The 24,292-nt window shown below is 47.7% G+C and carries 25 protein-coding genes and 1 riboswitch; of the genes, 2 read left to right on the forward strand and 23 right to left on the reverse strand.

Annotation, left to right across the window (positions count from 1 at the left end):
• The 6 genes from L693_RS30130 to pth form a co-directional block, all read right to left on the reverse strand.
• On the reverse strand, positions 1-1,121 hold a 1,121-nt coding region (locus tag L693_RS30130; RefSeq protein ID WP_025719011.1), incomplete at its 3' end, for a polysaccharide biosynthesis protein.
• A gap of 141 nt (positions 1,122-1,262) precedes the next feature.
• Complete coding sequence (spoVT, locus tag L693_RS0118710) at positions 1,263-1,805, reverse strand: stage V sporulation protein T (protein WP_025719013.1); 543 nt, start codon at positions 1,803-1,805, stop codon at positions 1,263-1,265.
• A gap of 167 nt (positions 1,806-1,972) precedes the next feature.
• Positions 1,973-3,091, reverse strand: coding sequence for a peptidylprolyl isomerase (locus tag L693_RS0118715; protein WP_025719014.1), 1,119 nt, complete (start codon positions 3,089-3,091; stop codon positions 1,973-1,975).
• On the reverse strand, positions 3,075-6,602 hold the full coding sequence (gene mfd, locus L693_RS0118720; RefSeq protein WP_025719017.1) for a transcription-repair coupling factor: 3,528 nt from the start codon (positions 6,600-6,602) through the stop codon (positions 3,075-3,077). Before mfd ends, L693_RS0118715 begins: the two co-directional genes overlap by 17 nt.
• Positions 6,603-6,736: 134 nt before the next feature.
• Positions 6,737-6,967, reverse strand: a complete 231-nt coding sequence (locus tag L693_RS0118725; protein WP_025719019.1) for an anti-sigma-F factor Fin family protein — start codon at positions 6,965-6,967, stop codon at positions 6,737-6,739.
• An 85-nt stretch (positions 6,968-7,052) separates the two neighbouring features.
• Positions 7,053-7,613: an aminoacyl-tRNA hydrolase gene (gene pth, locus L693_RS0118730; RefSeq protein WP_025719020.1), complete on the reverse strand. Its 561-nt coding sequence runs from the start codon at positions 7,611-7,613 to the stop codon at positions 7,053-7,055.
• A 75-nt stretch (positions 7,614-7,688) separates the two neighbouring features.
• Between pth and L693_RS32155 the strand changes: the two genes are divergently transcribed.
• Positions 7,689-7,889, forward strand: a complete 201-nt coding sequence (locus tag L693_RS32155) for a hypothetical protein (RefSeq protein WP_025719022.1) — start codon at positions 7,689-7,691, stop codon at positions 7,887-7,889.
• A gap of 70 nt (positions 7,890-7,959) precedes the next feature.
• Here L693_RS32155 and L693_RS0118740 read toward each other — a convergent pair whose 3' ends face one another.
• The 13 genes from L693_RS0118740 to L693_RS0118805 all read right to left on the reverse strand — a co-directional run bounded on the left by L693_RS0118740 (position 7,960) and on the right by L693_RS0118805 (position 20,551).
• Complete coding sequence (locus L693_RS0118740) at positions 7,960-8,913, reverse strand: ribose-phosphate diphosphokinase (RefSeq protein ID WP_025719025.1); 954 nt, start codon at positions 8,911-8,913, stop codon at positions 7,960-7,962.
• Positions 8,914-8,972: 59 nt separating this feature from the next.
• On the reverse strand, positions 8,973-10,370 hold the full coding sequence (glmU, locus tag L693_RS0118745; RefSeq protein WP_081752165.1) for a bifunctional UDP-N-acetylglucosamine diphosphorylase/glucosamine-1-phosphate N-acetyltransferase GlmU: 1,398 nt from the start codon (positions 10,368-10,370) through the stop codon (positions 8,973-8,975).
• Between the two features lie 344 nt (positions 10,371-10,714).
• Positions 10,715-11,002 carry a septation regulator SpoVG gene (spoVG, locus tag L693_RS0118750; protein ID WP_007428016.1) on the reverse strand — a complete coding sequence of 96 codons (288 nt, stop codon included), beginning with the start codon at positions 11,000-11,002 and terminating at the stop codon, positions 10,715-10,717.
• Between the two features lie 162 nt (positions 11,003-11,164).
• Positions 11,165-12,004, reverse strand: coding sequence for a pur operon repressor (purR, locus tag L693_RS0118755; RefSeq protein ID WP_025719028.1), 840 nt, complete (start codon positions 12,002-12,004; stop codon positions 11,165-11,167).
• 181 nt (positions 12,005-12,185) lie between these two features.
• Positions 12,186-13,040, reverse strand: a complete 855-nt coding sequence (ispE, locus tag L693_RS0118760) for a 4-(cytidine 5'-diphospho)-2-C-methyl-D-erythritol kinase (protein ID WP_025719030.1) — start codon at positions 13,038-13,040, stop codon at positions 12,186-12,188.
• Positions 13,041-13,183: 143 nt separating this feature from the next.
• Positions 13,184-13,363 carry a small, acid-soluble spore protein, alpha/beta type gene (locus L693_RS0118765; protein ID WP_007428013.1) on the reverse strand — a complete coding sequence of 60 codons (180 nt, stop codon included), beginning with the start codon at positions 13,361-13,363 and terminating at the stop codon, positions 13,184-13,186.
• 164 nt (positions 13,364-13,527) lie between these two features.
• Positions 13,528-13,809 carry a biofilm formation stimulator Veg gene (veg, locus tag L693_RS0118770; RefSeq protein ID WP_025719032.1) on the reverse strand — a complete coding sequence of 94 codons (282 nt, stop codon included), beginning with the start codon at positions 13,807-13,809 and terminating at the stop codon, positions 13,528-13,530.
• Positions 13,810-14,017: 208 nt separating this feature from the next.
• Entirely contained in the window at positions 14,018-14,914 is an 897-nt protein-coding gene (gene yabG, locus L693_RS0118775; RefSeq protein ID WP_025719034.1) for a sporulation peptidase YabG, read from the reverse strand.
• Positions 14,915-14,969: 55 nt separating this feature from the next.
• Entirely contained in the window at positions 14,970-15,854 is an 885-nt protein-coding gene (rsmA, locus tag L693_RS0118780) for a 16S rRNA (adenine(1518)-N(6)/adenine(1519)-N(6))-dimethyltransferase RsmA (RefSeq protein WP_025719036.1), read from the reverse strand.
• 7 nt (positions 15,855-15,861) lie between these two features.
• Positions 15,862-16,407, reverse strand: coding sequence for a ribonuclease M5 (rnmV, locus tag L693_RS0118785; RefSeq protein ID WP_025719037.1), 546 nt, complete (start codon positions 16,405-16,407; stop codon positions 15,862-15,864).
• A 146-nt stretch (positions 16,408-16,553) separates the two neighbouring features.
• On the reverse strand, positions 16,554-17,702 hold the full coding sequence (locus L693_RS0118790; protein WP_025719038.1) for a 3D domain-containing protein: 1,149 nt from the start codon (positions 17,700-17,702) through the stop codon (positions 16,554-16,556).
• Between the two features lie 271 nt (positions 17,703-17,973).
• A riboswitch (cyclic di-AMP (ydaO/yuaA leader) is annotated at positions 17,974-18,253 on the reverse strand.
• Positions 18,254-18,454: 201 nt separating this feature from the next.
• Entirely contained in the window at positions 18,455-19,225 is a 771-nt protein-coding gene (locus tag L693_RS0118800) for a TatD family hydrolase (RefSeq protein ID WP_025719040.1), read from the reverse strand.
• A 42-nt stretch (positions 19,226-19,267) separates the two neighbouring features.
• Positions 19,268-20,551 carry an HD domain-containing protein gene (locus tag L693_RS0118805; RefSeq protein ID WP_025719042.1) on the reverse strand — a complete coding sequence of 428 codons (1,284 nt, stop codon included), beginning with the start codon at positions 20,549-20,551 and terminating at the stop codon, positions 19,268-19,270.
• Positions 20,552-20,882: 331 nt separating this feature from the next.
• On the opposite strand from L693_RS0118805, the gene L693_RS0118810 reads away from it, so the two are divergent.
• Positions 20,883-21,137 (forward strand): AbrB/MazE/SpoVT family DNA-binding domain-containing protein, encoded by a 255-nt coding sequence (locus tag L693_RS0118810; RefSeq protein ID WP_007428005.1) that lies wholly within the window; start codon positions 20,883-20,885, stop codon positions 21,135-21,137.
• A gap of 124 nt (positions 21,138-21,261) precedes the next feature.
• Here the strand turns inward: L693_RS0118810 and rsmI are convergent, their stop codons facing one another.
• The 4 genes from rsmI to L693_RS0118830 form a co-directional block, all read right to left on the reverse strand.
• Positions 21,262-22,143, reverse strand: coding sequence for a 16S rRNA (cytidine(1402)-2'-O)-methyltransferase (rsmI, locus tag L693_RS0118815; RefSeq protein ID WP_025719045.1), 882 nt, complete (start codon positions 22,141-22,143; stop codon positions 21,262-21,264).
• Positions 22,140-22,895, reverse strand: coding sequence for a tRNA1(Val) (adenine(37)-N6)-methyltransferase (locus L693_RS0118820; protein WP_025719047.1), 756 nt, complete (start codon positions 22,893-22,895; stop codon positions 22,140-22,142). Before L693_RS0118820 ends, rsmI begins: the two co-directional genes overlap by 4 nt.
• Before the next feature lie 90 nt (positions 22,896-22,985).
• Entirely contained in the window at positions 22,986-23,360 is a 375-nt protein-coding gene (gene yabA, locus L693_RS0118825; RefSeq protein ID WP_010349522.1) for a DNA replication initiation control protein YabA, read from the reverse strand.
• Between the two features lie 27 nt (positions 23,361-23,387).
• Complete coding sequence (locus tag L693_RS0118830; protein WP_025719050.1) at positions 23,388-24,188, reverse strand: PSP1 domain-containing protein; 801 nt, start codon at positions 24,186-24,188, stop codon at positions 23,388-23,390.
• Positions 24,189-24,292: the final 104 nt, after the last annotated feature.

Raw genomic sequence — 24,292 nt, forward strand, 5'->3', positions numbered from 1 at the left:
GTCACCCGGGCCTCTGCCAGCGATGGGATGAACAATGCCGACAGTGTGGTGGCAAACATCATGACCAGTTGTACGAGCGGCAGACCGCGGTTATAGACACCGAAGGCCACCATAGCCGCCGTATCGTCCAAGCCCTCCTGCTTTAACAAGCGGGGGACAGTAAATGTGTCTACCAGGCTAATTAACGGAACGGCCAGCGCTCCAAGGCAAACAGGCAAGGCATAACGCAGCAATGCTTTTAGCAAAGAACCATAGCTTTCAGTAATGTGAGCTTCTCCAGCCCGTTGCTGTACTGCTCCGGCTGCACTCTCCAGCACACCCGATACGACAGCACGACTGCCATTCTCCAAATGGCCCGTCCTTGTTTTCAGGGCGTCAGCACGTCCAGATGCAGTCTCCTGCATGGCCCTTTGTTCTATCTTCCCATCGGGCTGCGAGGCCTGTTCAGACAGCCTCCCCTGACTTTGAAGCTTCTTCCTGTGGTTGCGCCAGAATAACAGCATGACGACCAATCCCGCTGCACCGCCAGCGGCTGAACCAAACACAGCTCCGGCTGCAATCATATCCGCACCTGCTCCTTGCGACAGCATGAGCAGCAGCAATATGATCATCACACTTACCCGTACCGCCTGCTCCGTCACTTGAGAGACAGCGGTCGGGATCATATTTTGCAAGCCTTGGAAATATCCCCTCAGCCCTGCCATAACCGGCACGAACAAAAAGGCAACCGCCGCCGCCCTCACCGAGGGTATGACATGAGCATTGTCGATCCACAGGCTGATTAGCGGCGCACACGTATACATCAGCACCCCTAGAACTAAACCAAAGATGCCCAATACAAGCGAAGATAGCCGAGCAACCCGTTGCCCTGCTGCTTGGTTTCCCACCGCCTCATACTCAGCTACAAATTTTGATATCGCTGCCGGAAATCCAGCAGCTGCAATGGTAATGAGCAGCGTATAAAAAGGATAAACCGTATTATAAATACCAAACACACCGTCGCCGCCGATATTTTGTAGCGGTATTTTTTGCAATGTGCCGATCAGCTTGCTCGCTACCGCCGCCAGTGTCAAAATGACAGCACCCCGTAGCAACCGCGAAGCGGCGCGATTTTCCTGCATTCTCCGTCTCCACTCCTACCTGAAATATGCCTCTTTCACGTTTCCTATTATACTGCCTCTTCTTCTGGAAAGAAAAAAAATCCCTGTACAGCGAAGACGGCTTATGCCATCCTGTACGCCATACAGGGGTGAAACGGGGTGTTACTGTTCCATTTGCTTGCCCAGGAAGCCAGCGGCCGTTTCAGCCATTTTGATCTCCATTTCGGACATTTTTACATTCTCGTCCTTGTTCAGTAAAATAACCGAACCAATAGGATCGCCACCGGAAACAATGGGAGCCGTCACAAAGGACGAGATTGTTTCTTCGTGGTCACGGGTTAGCTCATAGGAGCCGCTGGTTGTTTCCAGTACAGTCTTGCGATTATCCATACTATTTTCGATAATGCTGCCGATCGGCTTGTCCAAGAACTCTTTTTTGGAGCCCCCAGCCACCGTAATAATGGTGTCGCGATCAGTAATCATCGTAATATGGCCTGTGCTTTCAAACAGGGACTCAGCATATTCTTTGGCGAAATCACCAAGCTCACCGATAGGTGAATACTTTTTCAAAATGACTTCTCCGTCACGATCCACAAAAATCTCGAGCGGATCTCCTTCACGAATTCTCAAGGTGCGGCGAATTTCCTTCGGAATAACTACGCGCCCAAGGTCATCAATACGGCGAACTATACCAGTAGCTTTCATTTCACATGTTGCCCCACTTTCCCAAGAAGAATTTAGTCAACTACTGACGGTATCGAAAGACGCTTCCACTCCCCCGGAAGCGGTCACGAAGAACGTCACGGTCATGGTGTTTATGGTGATATCTGACCATAGTATTCATCTGTTCCCATTTCCTTATGCATGTTCAGTTATTTACCTTCATTTGTAGCCCCATCTTTGGCTGTTCCTGCCTTGGTATCACTGGTGCTACCTGTTGTTCCGCTTGGTGCAGTCGTGCTGCCGGTGCCCGAAGTAGTGCCGCTTTTCTCTTGCGCGGCAGGTGCCTTCGGCAGATTGATTTTCAAATTAAGCTTGGCCAATTCTTGATCCGTAAAGTTTTGGATACTTTCCCCGGCCAGTTTGTTTTTCAGGGCAGCCTTTTCGTTGTCCTTCAATTTATCAAACGTAGGCTCATTGCGGGATTCCACTTTGATGATGTGATATCCGTATTCCGTTTCCACCGGATCACCGATTTTGTTAATCGGCTGGGTTTCGGCTGCCTTTTTAAAAGCGGGTACCCATTGTGCTACGGATGCATTTTCATACAGACCGCCATTAGAGGCAGATTCTGGGTCTTCTGAATATTTTTTGGAAATCGTCGCAAAATCCGCTCCTCCGTCCAGCTTCGCCTTCACTTCTTTGGCCAGCTTGAGGGCATCTTCTTTTTTGCGTTCCTTCTTCGTTTTTGGATCCTGGAAATTAATCAACACATGGCGCACGGTTGCCGTCGTGAATTGATCTTTATTTTTCTCAAATTCCTGTTTCATCTGATCGTCTGTTACTTTGTTCGTTTCACTGTTGATTACGGTCATTACGCGCGTAAAGTAATCCTTCACACCTTGTTCAGTCAGCTTTTGATCACTTAAAAACTTCTTGAACTTATCTTCTCCGACCGACTTTTTATACTGCTCCAGCTGTTCGTTCCCTTCCTTGGCACCCTGTTCCTTGGACTTGTCATCCGCTTTGGCCGCCAGAAGCTTGTACACTACTTCCTGCTTTGCAATTTGCTCCCGTACCTGATCCGAAGCTAACGCAGCTTCATATTCCGGGTACAAAAATTTCATCATGCTAACTTCCTGGTTGAATTCATTCTCCGTAATGGTTCCACCCGTATAGGTCACGACAGTCTTACTGTTGTCCTTTGGACCTTCTTGGACTTTACTCTCGTCAGCCTGTTTGGTACAAGCTGCCAGCACGGATATAGCCAACAACGCTGCCATGCCCAGGGAGAGCATTCTCCAAGGTATTCTTTTATTTAGTTGTGACATTTTGCAGTTCCTCCTTCAATGTGAATGCTTCTTTCAATGCACTCAAAAATTGCTCCAGCAGCTCTAGCAGCTGTGCATCATTTAGACCCTTACCCTTTATGCGTGCGCTCATAGAAGTGCCCTGTTCAAATTGTACACGTCTTTCAAAGCGATTGCCAATCTCGGCAAGCTTGGCAGTCTGCAGCGCCTGCTGGCGCCCTTCATGAAACTTCAACACCATATTGTCATCCCGTTGGACAATGGACTCGATGCCATACATCCGTCCATATACCTTGAGACGAGCCACAGCCAACAAATGACGCACTGCCTCCGGCAGATCGCCAAACCGATCGACCAGTTCATCCTCCAGCTCGGAAGCCTCGTCAAAGGTGCTGACTGCCGCAACCTTTTTATAAATTTCAATCTTCTGAATACTGTCATAAATATAGTCTCCCGGCAGGTAAGCATCGACGCTCAAATCAATCGACGTGCTCCAGTTCCGATTCGACAGGTCCTCTTCTCCAAGTACGCTGACTTTACGTTTATTAATCTCCTCAGCAAGCATTTGCGAGTAAAGGTCAAAACCGACGGATGCGATGAATCCATGCTGCTCTGCGCCCAGCAAGTTACCCGCTCCGCGAATGGACAGGTCGCGCATTGCAATCTTGAACCCGGAGCCCAGCTCCGTAAACTCCTTGATAGACTGAAGACGCTTCTCCGCTACTTCCGTAAGCACCTTATCCCGCTGGTACGTGAAATAAGCATAGGCGATCCGGTTAGAACGGCCTACACGGCCACGGAGCTGATACAGCTGGGACAGCCCCATTTTATCGGCATCATGCACAATGAGCGTATTCACATTCGGGATATCCACTCCGGTTTCGATAATGCTGGTGCTGACCAATACATCATATTCGCCATCCAGGAAGTCCAAAATCGTCTTCTCCAGCTCGGTTTCCGACATCTGTCCATGGCCCACACCCACCTTGGCCTCCGGCACGAGCGCGTTGATCTCTGCAGCCATTTCCTGAATGCCCTGCACACGATTGTACAGGTAGTATACCTGCCCTCCACGTGCCATCTCACGTTCAATGGCCTCGCGTACCAGCGTCTGGCTGTGCTCAACCACATAAGTCTGCACTGGAAAACGGTTCTCCGGCGGTGTCTCAATAACCGACAGGTCGCGCACACCCAGCATGGACATATGCAGCGTACGCGGAATAGGCGTAGCCGTTAACGTCAATACGTCTACATTCGTTTTCAGTTTTTTTAGCTTTTCCTTGTGTGTTACGCCAAAACGTTGCTCCTCATCAACAATCAGCAGCCCCAGATCCTTAAACACCAGATCCTGAGAGAGTAAACGGTGGGTGCCGATGACAATATCAACCGTACCTTGTCGAACTCCCTTGGTCGTCTCATTCTGCTCTTTGCGCGAGCGGAAACGGCTCAACACCTGAATGTTGAACGGATACCCGGAAAAACGTTCACGGAACGTCTCATAGTGCTGCTGTGCCAAAATCGTCGTCGGTACCAGTACCGCTACCTGTTTGCCCTCAATAGCCGCCTTAAAGGCAGCGCGAATAGCGACTTCGGTCTTGCCGTAGCCTACATCGCCGCACAGCAAACGATCCATCGGACGGCTTTGCTCCATGTCCTTCTTAATTTCTTCAATAGCCCGAACCTGGTCACGGGTCTCTTCATACGGGAACATATCCTCAAATTCCTGCTGCTCCGGCGAATCCTTTTCAAAAGCAAACCCCGGTGCTGATTGACGCTCTGCATACAGCTTGATCAAGTCATCCGCAATGTCCTGAACCGAGCTGCGCACCTTACTCTTAACTCGTGTCCACTCATTGCCGCCCAGCTTATAAATCTTGGGCTCTTTGTCCTCCGAGCCGACATACTTCTGAATCAGATCAATCTGTTCAATCGGCACAGACAGCTTATCGCCGCCCGCATAGACAATGTGCATGTAATCCTTATGGATACCGCCAACCTCCAGCGTGCCAATCCCCATGTATTTCCCGATGCCATGATTCTGGTGTACGACATAATCGCCCACCTTCAGCTCGCTGTAGCTCTTAATCCGTTCAGCGTTGTCCACATGGCGGCCCTGCTTGCGCGCTTTACGCTGCTTCTGAGAGAACATTTCGCCCTCAGTAATAACCGCCAAATGAATAGATGGCATCTCAAAGCCGCTTTGCAGATTGCCAATAGCCATCATAGGCTCATCAATACCATAGTCTTGAAGCACCCGGCGCATCCGATCCAGTCGTTCATTGCCACTTGCCAGCATCATAACCTGTGTGCCTGCCTTGTGCCAACGATCCATTTCCGCCTTAAGCACATTCATTTGGCCGTGGAAATCCTGCATGCCCCGGCAAATGAAATTCAAAATATTTTGCGGCTGGGTATGCGGAACCTGACGAAGGAAGATCGACAGGAACAGGGTCTGAAATCTCCGATTATACAGCAGATTGTCCGAGTTATCCGATAGCTCCAGTTGCGGTAGCGTTTTACCGTTTTGAAGCAAATGCAGATTCCATTCAGACTCATCCCGCTCCAGCTGCTTGGCTGTTTCCAGCATTCGTGCCGGTTCGTCAATCACCAAAATCGTATCCTCCGGCATATAATCCGCCAAGGTTTTGCCCTCAGGATACAGCAGGGAGATATATTTATAGATTTCGTCAAAATACACATGCTCCCGAAGCAGCTCAATTTCACGATGAATCTCTTCTTTCAGATGCTGCCTGGCTTGACGATCGCTCATTTTGCCCAGCTGTTCCTCCAGTATAATGGCAGCAGCATCCGCCGCCTGATCCATACGCTGGTTGCTCGCGATAACTTCCTTGCACGGTGTTACGATCACGTTCTGTACCTTTTCTACTGAACGCTGATCCTGCGGATCAAACATACGGATAGAGTCAATTTCATCATCAAACAGCTCTACACGATAGCCCCAACGGGTTGTCATCGGATAGAAATCAATAATTCCCCCGCGCACACTCATCTCACCACGTGACTCTACACGCTCTACACGCTGGTATCCCATTTCGACCATATGCAGCAAAAACGACTCTAGCTGAATCGTCTCGCCTTCTTTCAGCTCAATACGAGCCTCACGCCATGTTTCCGGAACCGGCAGTAAACGCCGAACACCAGAAAAAGGCACAACAACAACCCCACGGAAACCCTGGGCGCATCGTATCAATACGTCAATTCGTTGGGATAATGTCTCTGGACTGGATATCGCTGCTTCAGCAGCCACCAGTTCGTTAGCTGGGTACAGTAAAACCTGATCAGGGGAAAGCGCTTCCTGCAAATCATCTGCTATTTTTTGAGCAGAAAACATATTGTGCGTCATGACCATTAACGGTCGCCCGGTATCTTCGGCAAGCGCGGCCATCAGTATCTGCCTTGAAGAGCCTGATAAACCCGATATCAGCTGTTCCTTCATGCCTGATGATATGCCTGCTGCAATGGATGCGTAATCAGCATCCTTCGTAAAAGCCTGAATAAGTGCTTGTAACAAAAAAGGCACCCCTTTATGCTTATAAATAGTTACATGTAAACCGAAAAAGAAGCCTCAGCAATGCTGCCAAGGCTCCATAAGCGAAAAATCCGCTTCACCTCTCAAGCTGGTACATCTGACCAGTTGAATACCTGTTATTGGAGCGGATTTGCGAGCAAACTCAGCTCTGGATTATTTTCCAGCGCTTGACTGCAATGCTCGCAAATGACTTTGACAGTCACTTCGCCGCCCGAATTATACGCTATTATATCTCTACGCTCGGCAGGGGTCAAGGAATGGAAGCCCAACCTTTCTTCGGTTACTGCCGCGGAATCAATGCGTCCCAAGAAAGTTCGACAATGTCTGCATACATAATTAACAATCATGTAATGTATATGCCTCCTGAAAGTTTTCTATACCTTTCAGTATGTCCAACAATCTTCCATTTAAGCCCGTCCGCCTCTGCCTGAACTACTTATTGAATTCAGCCATCGTCCGTTCAAAAGGATGACTCAAGCTATATTCCAGGGCGTTGCATGTATCCTCTATCATACCAGTCAATAAATCCTTTTCCTTCTTGGGGAATGTCCCCAGAACGTAATCGACAATAGCATGTCCAGGCTCTGGGCGGGAGATGCCCATGCGAATCCGGTTGAAGGACTGTGTTCCTGTATGCTGAATGATTGATTTGATGCCGTTATGCCCGCCTGCACTACCTTGGTAACGTAATCTTATTTTACCAACCTCTGTATCCAGATCATCGTACACGACGATCAAATCTTCGAGGTCCGCTTTATAGTAGTCCATATAAGCACGCAAAGACTCGCCTGAGAGATTCATATACGTCATTGGCTTGATCAGCACAGTTTTTACGCCGCCGATATGCCCCTCTCCAATCAACGCCTTGCATTTGCTTTGATTGATCTGAATGTTATGACGTGAGGCAAGTGCATCCAACGCCATAAACCCCACATTATGTCTCGTTTTCTCGTATTGGGGACCGGGGTTGCCCAATCCTACAATCCACTTCATTAACCATGACACCCTCTTTCGAAGTCTTTATTTTTTGGTAAAATAGTTGTATTGAACAGGAAGGTGCGTGTCGGTATGCTCAATCAGGGTGATATCCTCTTATATGACAGCCATTTTCTATATCATTTAAAACATTCCGTTCCGGTCCAGATTTATGACAGGAATGTACACATCCAGATTGGCATCATTGCGCGTTTTAATGACCATTTTGTCGAAATAGAGGACACGCTATACAATCGTCAACGCTTTACATTTATATCTCGGCCAGGCTTTTAGCCTGACATGCTGATAGGGGTTACCTTTTCCGTATGGAAAAAGCAACCCCTTTTTTTTAATGAGCCAGCGCTTATTCGATTTCAAACAGTTTGCTGATCGACAATTCTTCATGCACACGGATGATGGCTTCTCCCATTAACGGGGCCACAGACAGTACCTTCAGCTTGCTTGTCGGATTCGGGTGAACGATCGGAATAGTATCCGTCACCACCACCTCTTTTAATGGCGAATTCTCCAGTCTTTCCATCGCAGGACCGGACAGCACGGCATGTGTACAGCACGCATACACGTCTTTGACGCCGCCTTCTTTAAGCGCATTTGCGCCCAACACAATCGTTCCGGCTGTATCAATGATATCATCAATTAAAATAGCCGTTTTCCCTTCGATGTTCCCGATAATGTTCATGACTTCACTGACATTTGGCTCTGGACGACGCTTATCAATAATAGCGAGCGGTGCACTCAGGAAGTCCGCCAGCTTGCGCGCACGAACAACCCCGCCATGATCGGGTGAAACGACAACCGGGTTCTCAATTTGTTTGGAACGGAAATATTGGGCCAAAATTGGTGCTCCCAGCATATGATCCACTGGAATATCAAAAAATCCCTGAATCTGCATGGCATGCAAATCCATACTGATTACGCGGTGAGCTCCCGCCTTTTCAATCAGGTTGGCTACAAGCTTCGCTGTAATCGGATCACGCGAACGGGCTTTACGATCCTGACGAGCATAACCGTAATATGGCATAACGACATTGATGCTTTTCGCAGAAGCGCGTTTAAGTGCATCAATCATAACCAATAGCTCCATCAAATTATCGTTGACCGGCAGGCAAGTGGACTGTACAACATACACATGACAGCCGCGTACGCTTTCCGACAGCTTAACCTGGATTTCACCATCACTAAACGATGTGGTATGGGATTCCCCCATTGGGATTCCGATGTAGTCCGCAATCTGGTGGGCTAACTTCGGATTGGAGTTACAAGTAAATATTTTGAGTTTGGAATCGCAATAAGTCATTAATAGAAACCCTCCGTGCTGGTTCATTCATTACAGATTCAACAGCTTGCTGATTAAGGTCATTCCGATCTTTTTTTCTTCGCTTTGGCACGCGCGCGGATTTTATCCGCATATCCGGCTTTGTTCTCTTGACGTGGTCTGGCAATGGCCAAATCATTATCAGGGACAGCATGTGTTACAGTGGAGCCTGCTACGACATAAGCACCTTTTCCAATCTTAATTGGGGCGATCAGATTTACATTGCTGCCAATAAAGGCATCGTCTTCAATTTCTGTAATGGATTTATTATATCCATCATAATTGACCGTTATTGCCCCGCAACCAATATTTACGTTTGTTCCTACCTTGGCATCACCGACATAGCTCAAATGAGACACCTTGGAGTGATCCCCAATGGTCGCATTCTTCACCTCAACAAAATCACCGATCTTCACATGTTCGCCAAGCTTCGCGCCTGGACGCAAATAAGCAAACGGACCTACAGACGTGCTGCTTCCCACTTCCGCTTCGTTCAACACCGAATGTTTTACCGTTGCGCCCGAATGAACAATCGTATTCTCAATCTCAGCCTGCGGGCCAATGACACAATCTTCGCCAATTTGCGTCTGACCATGCAGCCATGTGTTCGGGTACAGCACCGTATCGGAACCAATGACAACCTCGCTCCCGATGTAGGTAGACGACGGATCAATGATAGTGACACCATTCAACATGTGCTTGCGAACGATACGTTCCCGCATATAACCCTCAGCCACTGACAAAGCGACTCTGTCGTTCACACCGATGGATTCGGACACATCATCTGTCAAATATGCCTCGATCTGCTCCCCACCGCCACGCAAAATACCAATGACATCTGTCAGATAGTATTCCTGCTGCGCATTGGTATTCGTTACCTTGTCCAGCGCTGCGAACAGCTTGGCATTGTCAAAACAGTACGTTCCCGTGTTGATCTCCCGAACAGCATCCTCCTCAGGTGAACAATCCTTCTGCTCCACGATTTTGAGCACCGCTCCTGAAGTATCACGGATAACTCGTCCATATCCTTTCGGCTCATCCATCTCAGCGGTCAGAATCGTAGCAGCCGCTCCGCGGCCCTCATGCAGTTGAACCAAGCCCTCCAGCGTTTCCGCTGTGATCAGTGGAGTATCGCCACAGATGACGATGGTGGTGCCCTTCTCCTGACCGAGCAAGTCTTTGGCCTGCTTGACGGCATGGCCTGTTCCCAATTGCTCTGCCTGAAGCGCATATTCTGCTGACGGCCCCAAGTAAGACTGTACGGCTTCTGCACCGTGGCCTACGACAACTACACTTCGGGAGACCCCGATTTCACGAACCGTGTCGAGTACATGGCCAACCATCGGTTTTCCGCACACCGGATGCAGAACTTTATATAATTTGGATTTCATACGTTTTCCCTGCCCTGCGGCAAGAATGACTGCCAACCTTTCCAACAAGTCCAACCTCCTATCCTGAAAATAACAGTTACCCCTTGGCTAAAACGTTAATTCCCAGATCAGATTTTGCTTAACTTTTCACAATCCTCCTGAAAAATAACGGCGAACCTTCGGTTAATGGCTATTTTTTCAGGCCAGCTTGTGCTGGACATTCATCCCCGGGGCGCATAGCTGCCCAGTCTCTGTCTTATGAAAAAGCCGCTTCGGCAGCCCGGATGACTCCAAGTTGCCTTAAAACTGACTGTTAACTCACTAAAGAATATATCTCATTCCAGACAAAAAGAAAAGAGAGCCACAGTTAGTGGCTCTCTTTTCTTTTATACCCCAATCCTGCTTTAGGCCAATTAAGCGCCTTCTTCAATAGCTACCTCTTCATCCACGGCTGCGCGTTCGTACTCAGTCAAAACAGCAGCCTGGATCTTCTCGCGGGTTCCTGAAGATATCGGGTGAGCGATATCGCGAAACTCTCCGTCCGGAGTTCGTTTGCTTGGCATAGCCACGAACATTCCGTTATTACCGTCGATAACTCGGATGTCATGAACAACAAACTCGTTATCAATCGTAATGGATGCAATCGCCTTCATTCTTCCCTCTGAGTTCACTCGGCGAAGTCTAACATCCGTAATCTGCATGTGTGTTTCACCACCTTTTTCCAAATAGGACTTGGTGTATTATTCCACACAGCAATTCGAATTCCTTCTTTTTTTGGAAAATTCGTATCCTAAATTCAGGTAATTTTTTTGAAAAGATTTCTTTTCGACATATTTAGGTATTTTATGATGGATTGTGACAATTTACTGCCCTGATAAGTCATCAAAATAATTACCCAACTTGACCGTAATTTGTTTGCTGCGAGAATCGACTGCCGTCAAGTTGGCCAGTGAAATATAATCGTGCAGCAGGCGCTCTTCATTCTCAACCTCGCCCGATTCTACCAGCACACCTACTCCAGCTACCTCAGCATCAAACTCCGCCAGCAAATCGACCATTCCCTGAATCGTCCCGCCCGCCTTCATAAAATCATCCACGATGAGTACACGTGACTTCTCGCGCATCGCACGTCTGGACAAAGACATCGTATGCAGGCTCTTTTGCGATCCTGAAACATAATTAATACTTACAGCCGAGCCTTCTGTCACCTGATGGTCACGCCGTACGAGAACGACTGGCAAATTGAGCTGCGCTCCCGTTGCATAGGCGAGAGGAATCCCCTTGGTCTCCACCGTCATTACCACATCAATCTGGCGACTCGCAAAAGCGGTCGCAAATATTTTACCCGCTTCGTTCATCATCGCCGGTTGACCCAGCAAATCGGACAGATAGAGATATCCCCCTGGCAATATGCGGTCAGGCTGCTCCAGTTGGGCACACAGGTCGTTCGCAAACGCAAGCGCATGCTGCCTGGAAAGCCTTGGGATGAGCTTTACGCCCCCTGCCGCTCCTGCAAGCGTCAGAAGCTCGCCAATGCCCTCATCCTCGAATACTTCCTTAATGATGGCCAGATCCTCGCTTATAGATGACTTGGCCGCCCCATAGCGATCCGCAAAATGAGTAAGAGGCACCAGCGTATGCGGCCGTGACAACAAAAACTGCGTCATTTCCACCAATCGTGAGCTTCTTTTAAGTTTCTTCACAACAATTCCTCGCGATCTATTCTCCTGCCGCCCGCTTCGTACAGTAAAGCACCGGCGGACTGGCCGGTTGCTGGCGGAATGTAAGTGATATAGTAAAATCCGAATATTCAATAGTAAATATATCATCTTCGTACGTATTTGTACAACAATTACCACTATAATCGGTAAAAAATAATTAAAATCAGGTCAGAAGTCGTACTGCGTATACATCTTTACAAAAACCTCTCAGACCGTTGTAAATCCGTGGTACTTTTGCTTCCTTCGATACCAGTCCAAACACTGTAGGCCCGCTGCCTGACATCAGCACACCATCGGCTCCCAACCGAATCATGGAGTTTTTGAGATGCTCTACCTCCGGGTAGAGCTTCAACGTTACATCCTCCAGTACGTTCCCGAGCGCATTGCACACCTCGGTAAAAGAAGCGTTCCGGATCGCATTCTCCATTTGCCGGGCAGACGGGTGGTGCGCAATCTGGTCCGCTTTGACACGTCCATACACTTCTGCAGTCGATACATTAATCGGCGGCTTGGCAAGAATCACCCAGCATTGGGGCGGATTCGGAAGCGGCTTGAGCAGTTCTCCGCGTCCGCTTGCTAAAGCTGTGCCCCCTGTAATACAGAAAGGCACATCCGAGCCCAACTCCGCACCCAGCACTCTTAATTCTGCATCCGAAATGCCAAGCCTCCACAGCTTGTTCAATCCACGCAGTGCAGCAGCGGCATCACTACTTCCCCCTGCCAATCCTGCCGCCACCGGGATATGCTTATCCAGGTGGATATGCACCCCTGTAGACACGTTATAACGTTCCTTAATCAGGCGTGCCGCCTGAAAGGCCAAATTCTTTTCATCCAACGGTATGTACCCGGCCTGGCTTGAAATAATAATGGTGTCACGCGGTAACTCGGACATCGTCAAACGATCGGACAAATCGACCATGGTCATGATCATTTCAACTTCGTGATATCCATCATTCCGCTTGTGTAAAACATCAAGCATTAAATTGATTTTCGCCGGTGCTTTTTCGTATATTTTCAAGGCGTTCACCCACCTTCAACTTTTCCCTCAAGACAGCTTAACATATTATATCAGACTCGGCGTGTCAAGTCATGAGGTTCAAAAAAGCGGAGATTACCCGGTAAAGACCGAATATCCCCGCTTTTTCATAGCACCAGCGATGATTACGATTTGCGGGAAGCCGCCTGCTCCGCAAGCTGAATGGCCCGCTTGACCATATTCCCCGCATCTTTGGCTTTAATGCCTCCCCAGCCCTCTTCCTTGACCGTATCGTAAAACCCGAGATCCTTGGCCAGCTCGTACTTCAGCTCCTCCGACATAACACTCCGTCTTCTTCGGCTCATGCATACGCCTCCTTCGGTTATGGAATAAGGAAGATCATTGCCGCCTTAGTATGTGCAGAGATGCCAAGCTTCATCCTTCCCCATATATACAAAACGGCCTCGTCATTTGGAATGACAAGGCCGCCGTTAAACCCGCAAAGCTGGTATAAATTACGTTAAACCAATTAAGGTGTTTCAAAATACTCGACTACACTTGTATGGGAGTCGGGATCATATACAGTGACTTCCACCGATTCGGTAAGAATGTCAGCATAGCTGTAGGAGACACGTTTAAACGTTTGTTGCTCCTGATCCAGCTTGACGATAAAAACAGAAGGGTACGTTTCTTCCAAGACACCAGTTCGTTCGACGGTCTTACGGCGTCCGCCGTTAGCCCGCAGCAAAATTTTTTGCCCTACATGTGCGTCGAGACTGCGTTTGATTTCCAACAGCGTATTTTTAGCCATTGCCTAACGACCACCTCTTTCCTTGTCCATTATAACGAATTTTAGAGGGATTGTCAAATCAAGCTAAATATTATAACAACACGAAAAATAAGTTGTCAATTTAAATTTTTGCGAACAGGAATAGTCTATATAAAAATGACAAAAAGCCCCTGTAAACAGAGGCCTTTTGTTCAGGCAAGTTCCTATTCAGCACTAGCATGTTCAAATCCTAGATAGCGGAAGGCGTTACTTTAAGGGTCGACAAGTTTTCAAGCTTCGGCAGGCCGATGCGATAACTCCCCCTAGTTTCGATACCCCCCACTCCACGGCTGCCACTGATCGTCTGGTGAAACAGATCGCCCATATTGACCGTATCACGGATTGACGTAAAGGCGGCCTTGGCAGCCACGTAAACCGGGTCCAGCGCGTGAATCAGGATCCGCCCTGGGGAACTGGCAAAGTTCGCTCCTGCACGCAGCAGCGCCTCAAAATGGGACTGGCATGCCCCTGCCACAATCGTCAGTGAATCCAGATGACGTTCATATTGTCTCGCTACCTGAATCGCCGCCACAAAATTTTGTGAGTTTTTGTAGCTTTTCAGACTGTACAAGTCATAAGGCTGCGGCTGCTTCAGTACACCATCATGTCCAGTAATGACTACGATATCCGGACGGATGCGGGGAAGCAGTCGGTACAACGTGTCGGCCATCGCCGATTCGTGAACGTGATGCCCCTCTGCGGGAACACGGAGCTGCTCATATAGGCTGAGACATTTTTTCAAGTAGTCAGGGTCTCCATCCAGATGAAGTACCTTTCCGGGCATTTCAAAGTACGTCGACTCTACTGGATCACTCCACTCCCCAATCAGTGCCGCCTGACTGCGGGCAGCTTGCCGCTGCCTTGCCTGCTGGAGCAAATTAAGAGACTCTCCAGCCTTAATATGGGCCTGCCGAGTCTTACCGCTAATCTGGTCCGCAGGCACCTTGACCAGATCGTTCACCGGGGAATCAGCCAACAGCCGAAATTCTGTCCCCTTGATGATCGCTTTATCCCGCTGGATGTCCTCGACGCGAAACGTGACATCTCCGCCATACGATTTCCGAACGACCAAGTCTCCTAAAATCATCACACTGTATCACCCCTCCTATATCGTATGGGTGAATGCACAGTTTGGTTACAGCTTAGGAAATCCCGGCCTCCAGCAGTACAGCGCTGAGACGCGCAAATTCCTCAATGCTTAGCGTTTCACCCCGACGGGAAGGTTCAATACCAGCCTGCTTCAACAACGGCTCCAGCGCGTCCCTGTTCTCTTTGTTGAAGAAGCGGCTTTTCAAGTTATTGGAGATCGTTTTGCGACGCTGGGCAAAAGCGGCATGAATGACCTCAAAAAAGTGCTTCTCATCCACCACCTCCACCGGAGGGGTTTCTCGCACACGCAGACGAATCACTGCCGATTCTACATTCGGCTGGGGAATAAACACCGTATTCGGTACGATGCAGACCAGTTCAGGCTCGCTATAATATTGGACCGCAATGCTCAGGCTGCCATAATCCTTCGTACCTGGAGACGCAGCCATACGTTCAGCCACTTCCTTTTGGATCATGACCACGATATTCTCCAGAGGAAGCTTGTCCTCCAGCAGCCTCATCAGAATCGGTGTAGTAACGTAATACGGCAGATTAGCCACCACGCTCACTTTACTGACCCCTGCAAAATCAGAGGCGAATACCTCGCGCAGATCCAGCTTCAGCACGTCCCCGTGACGCACCTTCACATGCTCATAAGGAGCCAGCACTTCCTCCAGAATTGGCAGCAGCCGCTGATCAATCTCGACAGCAGTTACAACCTTGGCCGATTGCGCCAGCTTTTCAGTTAAAGCACCAATGCCGGGACCGATCTCAAGCGCGCCCTTGGTATCATCCAAGCCAGCAGCACTCACAATCTTGTTCAGAATATTTTGGTCAATTAAAAAGTTTTGTCCCAAACTCTTTTTAAACGAAAAACCGTGCCGCTGAATAATTTCCTTCGTACGCCGCGGTGTTGCTATATCTTGAATCCCTGTCATACGGATATCACAATCCTTCACTTTCGATTTGTGCCAGCGCACTGGCGAATTCCTCAAGACTGATCTGAAATACAGCGAGCCGTTTATGCAGCTGCTTCCCGTTACAATAGCCAATACCCAGTACATTGCCGAGCGCCATACGACGAGCAGCAGCATTCGGATGGGTGATTAGTCCGGCGTCAATCAAATCCGCCCACTCAATCAGTGGATCGGCTCCTTCCACCGTCGTATGTACTCGTGCGAGGGCGTGTCTGATGGCCTCCGGTGAGGCATTTTCCACCCCGATATCCCCTTTACGCGTCGCTTCCGCCTCGGGTATAAAGGCCTGCTTACAGCCGGGTACCTTGGAGGCGATAATTTTACGGATGCGCTCTCCCGCATGATCGGGATCTGTCAAAATAATGACACCCCGCCGCTCTTGTGCCAATGCAATTTTGCGCAGCGTCATTTTATTAATGGCGGAGCCGCCAGTTTCTATGGTATCCGCCTCGACAGCACGGCGAATCGCCACCGTATCATCCCGCCCCTCGACCACGATCACTTCCTTGATCATTTGTGTTTCCCTCCACTGCTACACAGCATGCTATATTTATCTTTCCCTGCTTTTGAAAACAAAATAAGAAGAGGATATCCTCTTCTTAGCATGGCATAACTATGATGTTAATACTATCGCATTGCCCTGAACATACACAACCTGTTTTAGTTGATTTCAGGCTTTACCGGCCCGATTACATATACGGTTTTACCGTGCTTGCGACCAAATTGATTAGCCCGGCTTAAACTCTCATAATACACATCAATTTTGTGGCCTTTAATGGCGCCACCGGTATCCTCCGCACGGCGGAAGCCCACCCCTTCAATATACACCCACCAGCCGATTGGAATGATGCTTGGATCGACAGCGATGGTGCGCCCTTCCGTGACACGTGTACCGGAAGCGGTACGTGTACCGAGACCTGACTCTTGTGAGGAGTACGCCGTCATGGAGACATTTTGCAATACTTTGCTGTATTTAAAATCTACACCTGCTTTACGGACAGCATTGCCCGAACTCACCCGTGTTGCCTTAACGGCATCTTTTGGACCGACAGAAGCAGCCAGAACGACCGGCTTTTTCTTCGTTCCTACTGCAATTACCTTATCCACGCGCTTCTGTGCGACTTCCTTGTTGACCAGCTGCTTGGATACCAATTTTCCGTCATGGTATACCTTCTGAACATGCTGGACTACAACACCTGATTTACCGCTTTGGATGACCCGATTATCGCCTTTATAAAGACTCGGATCGGATGTTTTGATGACCTGATAAGGCACCTGCTTCTTCTGTTCGACCTGCTGTTTCTTCACACGGACGATTTTTATGTCCATGTTAGACGAAACAGAAGCATCCAGCGCAGGATAAACCTTGTCATTTGACGATAATTTATAGCCCGAAGTGCGAATGGCACCCTCTACTGTATTTTCTGTTGTGTACAGCTTTTTCGTCTCATTGCCTGAGGATACTTTAACTTGAGTGGCACGTTTGATGACGATACGATCCCCATCCTGTATTGCTCCGTTCAGCGGCATAGAAACCGTATCATGCGGCTGAAGTGAAATGGAATGCTCATTGAGCAAACCTTGGAGCTTGGATTCCCGGGTTTCCACCGCAGATGCCTTACCATTGATGACAAAAAAGACCTGTTTTTTAGCTTGAGTATACACCAGAATTGAAATCATAATCGTTAGTGCGATTAGAAAAATAGCAACCAAAGCAGCCTGGCGCACATTTTCCTTCTTCCAACGCAATACGTAAGACATGCTGGATGAGCGTGACTCATGGGTCTCCTCTTTTTGGAAAATGCCCATTTCCTCCGTCCTCCTTACATAGCCCGCCGTCTAGAGTAAGACATAGTTGAGATTTGACGTGACTATAACAGATTTTCTACAAGACAAGCCCGTACTGCGACTGTCCTGCACCATGTACCCGTCTTCGCGGCATGCTGTCCTCCCCTGTTTAACCACAGTATGATGACAGATTTTCTTTTATTCACAACAAAAAAAGCCAAAGAAAGAGACTAGAGAGCTCTTTCGTGGCTTCCGGCATGTAGTGAATATGCGGAAAAATCATGCACGAGATGGCTTCTCTCTTGTTACGCTTACGGGGTTAGCTGTCGGGTTCGGACGTAGAGAGTCGCCCTAGCTTGGGTCAACCGCTCATGGCGGTCGCCTTCACATTCACCCCGAAGACCCAGAAAGAAATCGAAATATGGCTTCTCCACCTGATCTATCCCATTTCGGATAGAGCTTTGGTCGAGCCGACTGACGAAAGGGATTATCTCTTCGCCCCTTATGCCGAACCTGCAGTAAGCCATACCGGTTCCCCCGTTCCCTGTTAAGGGACTCAGCGAGACTGGTTCATGAAATGACTTGTTGGAGTTTACATCCAAACAACAATTCACTGAAAAGATGATATCCTGTTTCTATGCATGTTGTAAAGCAGGTTTCAAGTACATTTTTTAAAATATTCGGTTAAAATATTGTAATATTCTCGAGTTTCCTGCAACAAATTCATGATTAGCTCCGTCTATCTCATTATTTTGATTTGTTTTTTCTCTTTTTCACCGAATGTCAAATCGTTCCAAGGCATTTTGGGTCGTTATAGACACCAATTCCTCCACCGTAATCTCCTTGATTTGGGCGGCAGCCTCTGCCACCAGTCTCACATGTGCAGACTCATTCCGTTTTCCACGAAATGGATGAGGTGTCAGATAAGGCGCATCCGTTTCAATGAGCAGACGGTCCAGTGGAACCTGCGCAAGCACCTCTTTGGGCTGCTTTGCATTTTTGAACGTAATTGGCCCACCGAAGGAAAGGTGAAAGCCCATATCCAGCACCATTTTAGCTGTCTCCCAGCTTCCGGAAAAGGAGTGCATAACTCCGCCAACCTCACTCGCTTTTTCCTCACGTAAAATCTTAATAATATCTTCATGTGCATCCCTGTTATGGATAACAATGGGCATATTCAGCTCCCGAGCCAGACCAATTTGACTTCGAAGCACACGATGCTGTACATCCTTCGGTGATGTATCCCAATAATAATCCAGACCAATCTCACCGATGGCTACAACCTTTTTGTGACTGCATAACGATGCAATCCATTCCAGGTCGCCCTCCTGCATTGTAATAGCATCCTGTGGGTGCCATCCGACTGCCGCGTAAATAAAATCATACGTCTCGATCAATTTCATGGTAGATGGAATCGTCTCACGATTGAATCCGATATTAATCATCCGGGTTACTCCCGATTCGACAGCACGCGCTATTACTTCTTCACGATCTTCGTCAAATTGAGGCGCATCCAAGTGGGTATGAGTGTCGAATAATTCCAAGGTTCTGATCTCCTTTTTTTACTTTCATTGTTATATATTTGTCTATTGTTTGACAAAATAATTCCTTATTTCGGCAGGAAGCCTGTCTTTTACCCTATTCAATTTATCTTGTGGATAATACATATGATATTTCCCTCGGTGAATGCCACTAATAGAGCGTACAATTTCCGACACTTCGGAAATCTCTCTCACTTCACCCTGGCGACCAAGCAGTAGAATCTGGTTGTCCGTCGAGCCACCCTTACGAAACACATCATAAGGAAGATCGGTCGGAAAATCAATTTCAAGATCATATTCCGGGTGTAAACCAACCTCAGCCAAAGCTTCTCGAATACTGTCAATAGTATCTGTATCCATATTTTCAATCTCTACATATTTATACAATTTACGATCCATAAAACGAGCGCTCAAATCGCTTAAAATGTCGTCCTTTTCTCGCTTCCACTGGCTAAACACCGTCTGAATCAGAGACTCATCGAGCATCAGATACTGTTCTACTGTAAGGTCTCCCTTCAGAAGGTCCGGAAGCGGATCCAACAGAAAACCAAACTTATATTCGTTTTTAAACAATTCCTTCGCCCGCTTGAAAATTTTACGCAAAAGGATTTCCGAGCTGCGTGTTACAGGATGAAAATAAATTTGCCAATACATCTGATAGCGTGACATCAGATAATCCTCTACCGCATGCATGCCGGATTCCTTTACGACGATTCTCCCATTATGAGGGCGCAGCAGCCGCAAAATACGATCCAAGTCAATAGTACCGTAATTGACACCTGTCGAATGAGCATCTCGCAGCAAATAATCCATACGGTCGGCATCCAGCGGACTGGTTACCAAGTTGACAACGATTGGCTTGTCATATGTCTTAGCAATGACCGCAGCTACCTTTTGCGGAAGCTCCTCATCGACCTGCCGCAGCACGGCGTTGATCTCCGTATCCCCTAATACAATGCGACAGGTCCAATCCTCATGGTTCATATGAAAGGCTTCTTCTATGGAATGGGAAAATGGACCGTGCCCTACATCATGCAACAGAGCGGCGCACAGAGCAACCAATCCTTCCTCCTTTGGCCAATCGGGAAAATCCCCGCGTTCAAATTGCGAAATAATACGCCGCGTAATTTCATATACGCCCAGTGAATGTGAAAAACGGCTATGCTCCGCTCCATGAAACGTAAGATAGGATGTGCCCAGTTGCCGGATGCGGCGCAAACGTTGGAACTCCGGCGTGTTGATCAACCGCCATATCACTGTATCCTGAACATGGATATAGTTATGTACCGGGTCTTTAAAAACTTTTTCTTCACTAAGTGGCTGGTGCAAGATATCAACTCCTTTAATATTCGGAATAATGGATTAAAATACAATAAAATCCTAAATCGTTTCCTCCATTCGACATTGTTTGTCGTAATATGTCGAATTATAATTTTTAGGCATTTCCAAATCGACAAACGTGATAAATCATCTATAAAATAAGGTAATACACACGCATCAAGCTCTTTAATCCAAATACTTTTGCATAATCAGCCTGTTACTAATTTTTTTAGGTTGACTGTTTTGGGAATCGTTGGTATAGTAATTATCAGAAAAGAGAAAATTTTGTCGAATCATGACACTTATATTATTTTAAACGGCGAGAGGAGCCTGATTTATTATGATGAAATCCACTGGTATTGTAAGAAAAGTTGACGAGCTCGGACGTGTTGTTATTCCAATCGAATTGCGTCGTACTCTGGGAATCGGAGAGAAAGACGCCCTGGAAATTTATGTTGATGGCGAGCGCATCATGCTTAAAAAATACGAGCCTGCTTGTATCTTCTGCGGCAATGCTGAGAACGTAATTTACTTCAAAGGGAAAATTGTTTGCCAAGATTGCATTTCTGAAATCCCAACACCTGTGACAAACTGAGAATTTTAGTATATAATAGACTTATCAAAGATTGTTAATTCTAACCTTTTTCATAAATACTCCTTGTTGCCTTCCACGGTTTGAACCCAACCGTTGGAAGGCCCTTTTTTGTCTGGACAGGTATTTACAGAAGTGCGTTGTAAACATCTCTCTTGGAAATAGAGCGATCCGTGGCTGTGCGCCTCATCGCATCCTTGCGTGTAAGGCCCTCTGCCTCGTAATGAGCGACATGAGCCTCCAAGGATATGGACTGCCACCATGCTTGACGCTCCTGCTCCTCTTCTGCTTCGTTCTTCCCTTCAACCACCAGACAATATTCACCAATCGGTGGATACTCCTCCAGTTGAGCAAGGCATTGCTCAACCGTTCCCCGCACCCATTCCTCATGCAGCTTGGTCAGTTCACGCGCAAGCACCACTTTACGTGATCCCAATGTTTCCTTCAATACCGTCAGTGTCTTCACAATACGATGTGGAGATTCATAAAAAAGGATCGTACCGTGGGATACCTGAAACGATTGCAATAGCTTCTCCAAGTCCTTTTTCTCCCGTGGTGGAAATCCAGCGAAGGTGAACCTCTCTGTATCCAACCCAGAGGCAATTAAAGCTGATAATGCCGCATTCGCTCCCGGAATGGGAATGACGCTAATTTCCGCTTCCAATGCCAGCTTGACCAAATCTGAGCCGGGGTCTGAAATGGCTGGTAAACCAGCATCGCTGACCAGTGCCAAATTTTTTCCTTCTATTATATACCGTATTAACTCAGGCCCACTGGCAGCCTTATTATGCTCATGATAACTGAAGAGCATTTCCGGCGTAATTTCAAAATGTGTCAGTAGCTTGCGTGTCTGCCGTGTGTCCTCTGCCGCTATAATACTGCACGATTTTAGGGTGTTAATCGCCCTAAAGGTCATATCATCCAAATTACCAATCGGTGTTGCAACGAGATACAGCTTGCCCCGTTCTTCCTCGCTGGTACTAAAGCTTTTTTGTACAGCTGCTTTCACACTGAATCCTCCTTGCTTACTTCCCCATAGATATCCCTTATTTCCTGAGTATAATCCCCATTTTCCTGATAAACAATGAGCGGGGGCAATAAACGAACCTCCGGCTTACCGTCGCGCAACGCTTCAATCAGTACCATATTGGCCTCCATATGAGCCCGTGGATGAACAAAACGAATCCGCTTCGGTTCAAGACTGTGGGCACGCATCAGAGATATAATTTCACCCAACCGCTGCGGGCGATGAACCATGGACACTTTTCCCCCGTTGCGAACGAGCCGGGTACACGCCTGAATAACTTCTTCCAATGTACAGCTAACTTCATGACGCGCAATGGCCTGATGAGGGTTCACCTTCAAATCGCTGCCGTTTAACGGCATATAGGGGGGATTCACGGTAATTGCATCATAAACACCGTATCCCGTAATTTGAACCAGCTCACGCAGATCGCCTTCCCGAATCTGAATCACTTCCTCCAGTCCATTCAAACTGACACTGCGTCTAGCCATATCCGCCAAGCGAGGCTGAATCTCAATTCCCTCAATAGCTGCTTTGGTTCGTGTCGTAAGTAGTATCGGAACAACCCCATTACCTGTACACAGATCCAAAATCTTTCCACGCTGCGGAATACCGGCAAACCGTGCCAGCAGGACTGCATCCATTGAGAAGCTAAACACCTCATCGCTTTGAATAATGCGCAAATTATGTGAAAGCAGATCGTCAATCCGTTCGGACTTTTTTCCATTTTCGTACATAGTGCTCTCCCATCTTCTATAACCAGAATCACTCTTCATTCTTTCTTCCTTACAAAAAAGCCGTAGGCATCTTACTCCTACGGCTTGTTTTTATTTATTCAAAAATGACAGACAGAAGAGGCAGTCGCCCTCTGTTCGCAAATGTCCGTAATACACGTTGCATATATGAAATCCTTCATGATACAGCCGTGCCAGATTGTCGTAGCCTTCGCCCACGACCTCGCCCGTTCCCTCTTCATCTTTTATGACGATTGGAGGAGGAAGCTTCGGTTTACTTGCCGGCTTTTCTTCTCCAGAGGTTTCACGCTTGAGCATCTTACGCACCTGTTCGTTTTCAATCGTTAGTCGTTGATTTTCCTCCAGCAGTTCTTTTACTGCCAGTTTCAATTCACCCAGATCGCTATACAACTGTCCCATTTGGGTTTCCATTTCGTGAATACGCGCAAAAACATTTAATTTATCCAAGTTTCCACCCCGAAGCAACCTAATGGTTTACTTGACGACTACATCGTCCATTGGAAGTTCCTTGACCTTGCCGATCTCAAACAATTGAACATGCACCGTACGATGACCTGCATTTACGCCTACAACCTTGCCTTCCCCCATAGAGGTGATAACCATCTTACCCACCTGAGGTAGCTCTTCCTTCATGCTCTCGTAGTTATCATGTTCGAACTTGAGACAGCACATCAATCTTCCGCACAACCCGGAAATCTTCGTCGGATTCAGCGACAAGCTCTGATCCTTCGCCATCTTGATAGATACCGGGTCAAAATCTCCCAGCCATGAGGAACAGCACAGAATACGTCCACATGGTCCGATCCCGCCGAGCATTTTAGCCTCATCCCGTACCCCGATCTGCCGAAGCTCAATCCGTGTACGAAAGATACTGGCCAAATCCTTTACAAGTTCTCGAAAATCCACCCGGCCCTCTGCCGTAAAATAAAAAATGATCTTATTGCGGTCAAATGTAAATTCTACATCCACCAGTTTCATTTTAAGGCCGTGGTCTTTAATTTTATTTAAACACGTACCGAATGCATCCTTGGCCGCCAATTTATTCTCTTCTACAACAAGAGCGTCATCATCTCCGGCAATACGAATGACTTTCTTTAAAGGCAGGACAACATCCGAGTCATTTACCTCTTTTTTGCCCACCACAACCTTGCCATATTCAATACCGCGTGCGGTCTCTACAATGACGCAGTTTTCTTTCTCCACCGGAAGATCCAGCGGATCAAAATAATAAGTCTTGCCCGCCTTCTTGAAACGGACACCCACTACACTATACAAAAATTAACCCCCTTGTATGCCACTAAACCTCTTTTGAAGCCGACATTGCACGAATGGCCGCAATTGAAGTCTCACTGTCGCACAAACCGGGAACCTGGCGTCGC

It is taken from the genome of Paenibacillus sp. 1-18 (assembly GCF_000520755.1).
GTDB lineage: Bacteria > Bacillota > Bacilli > Paenibacillales > Paenibacillaceae > Paenibacillus > Paenibacillus brasilensis.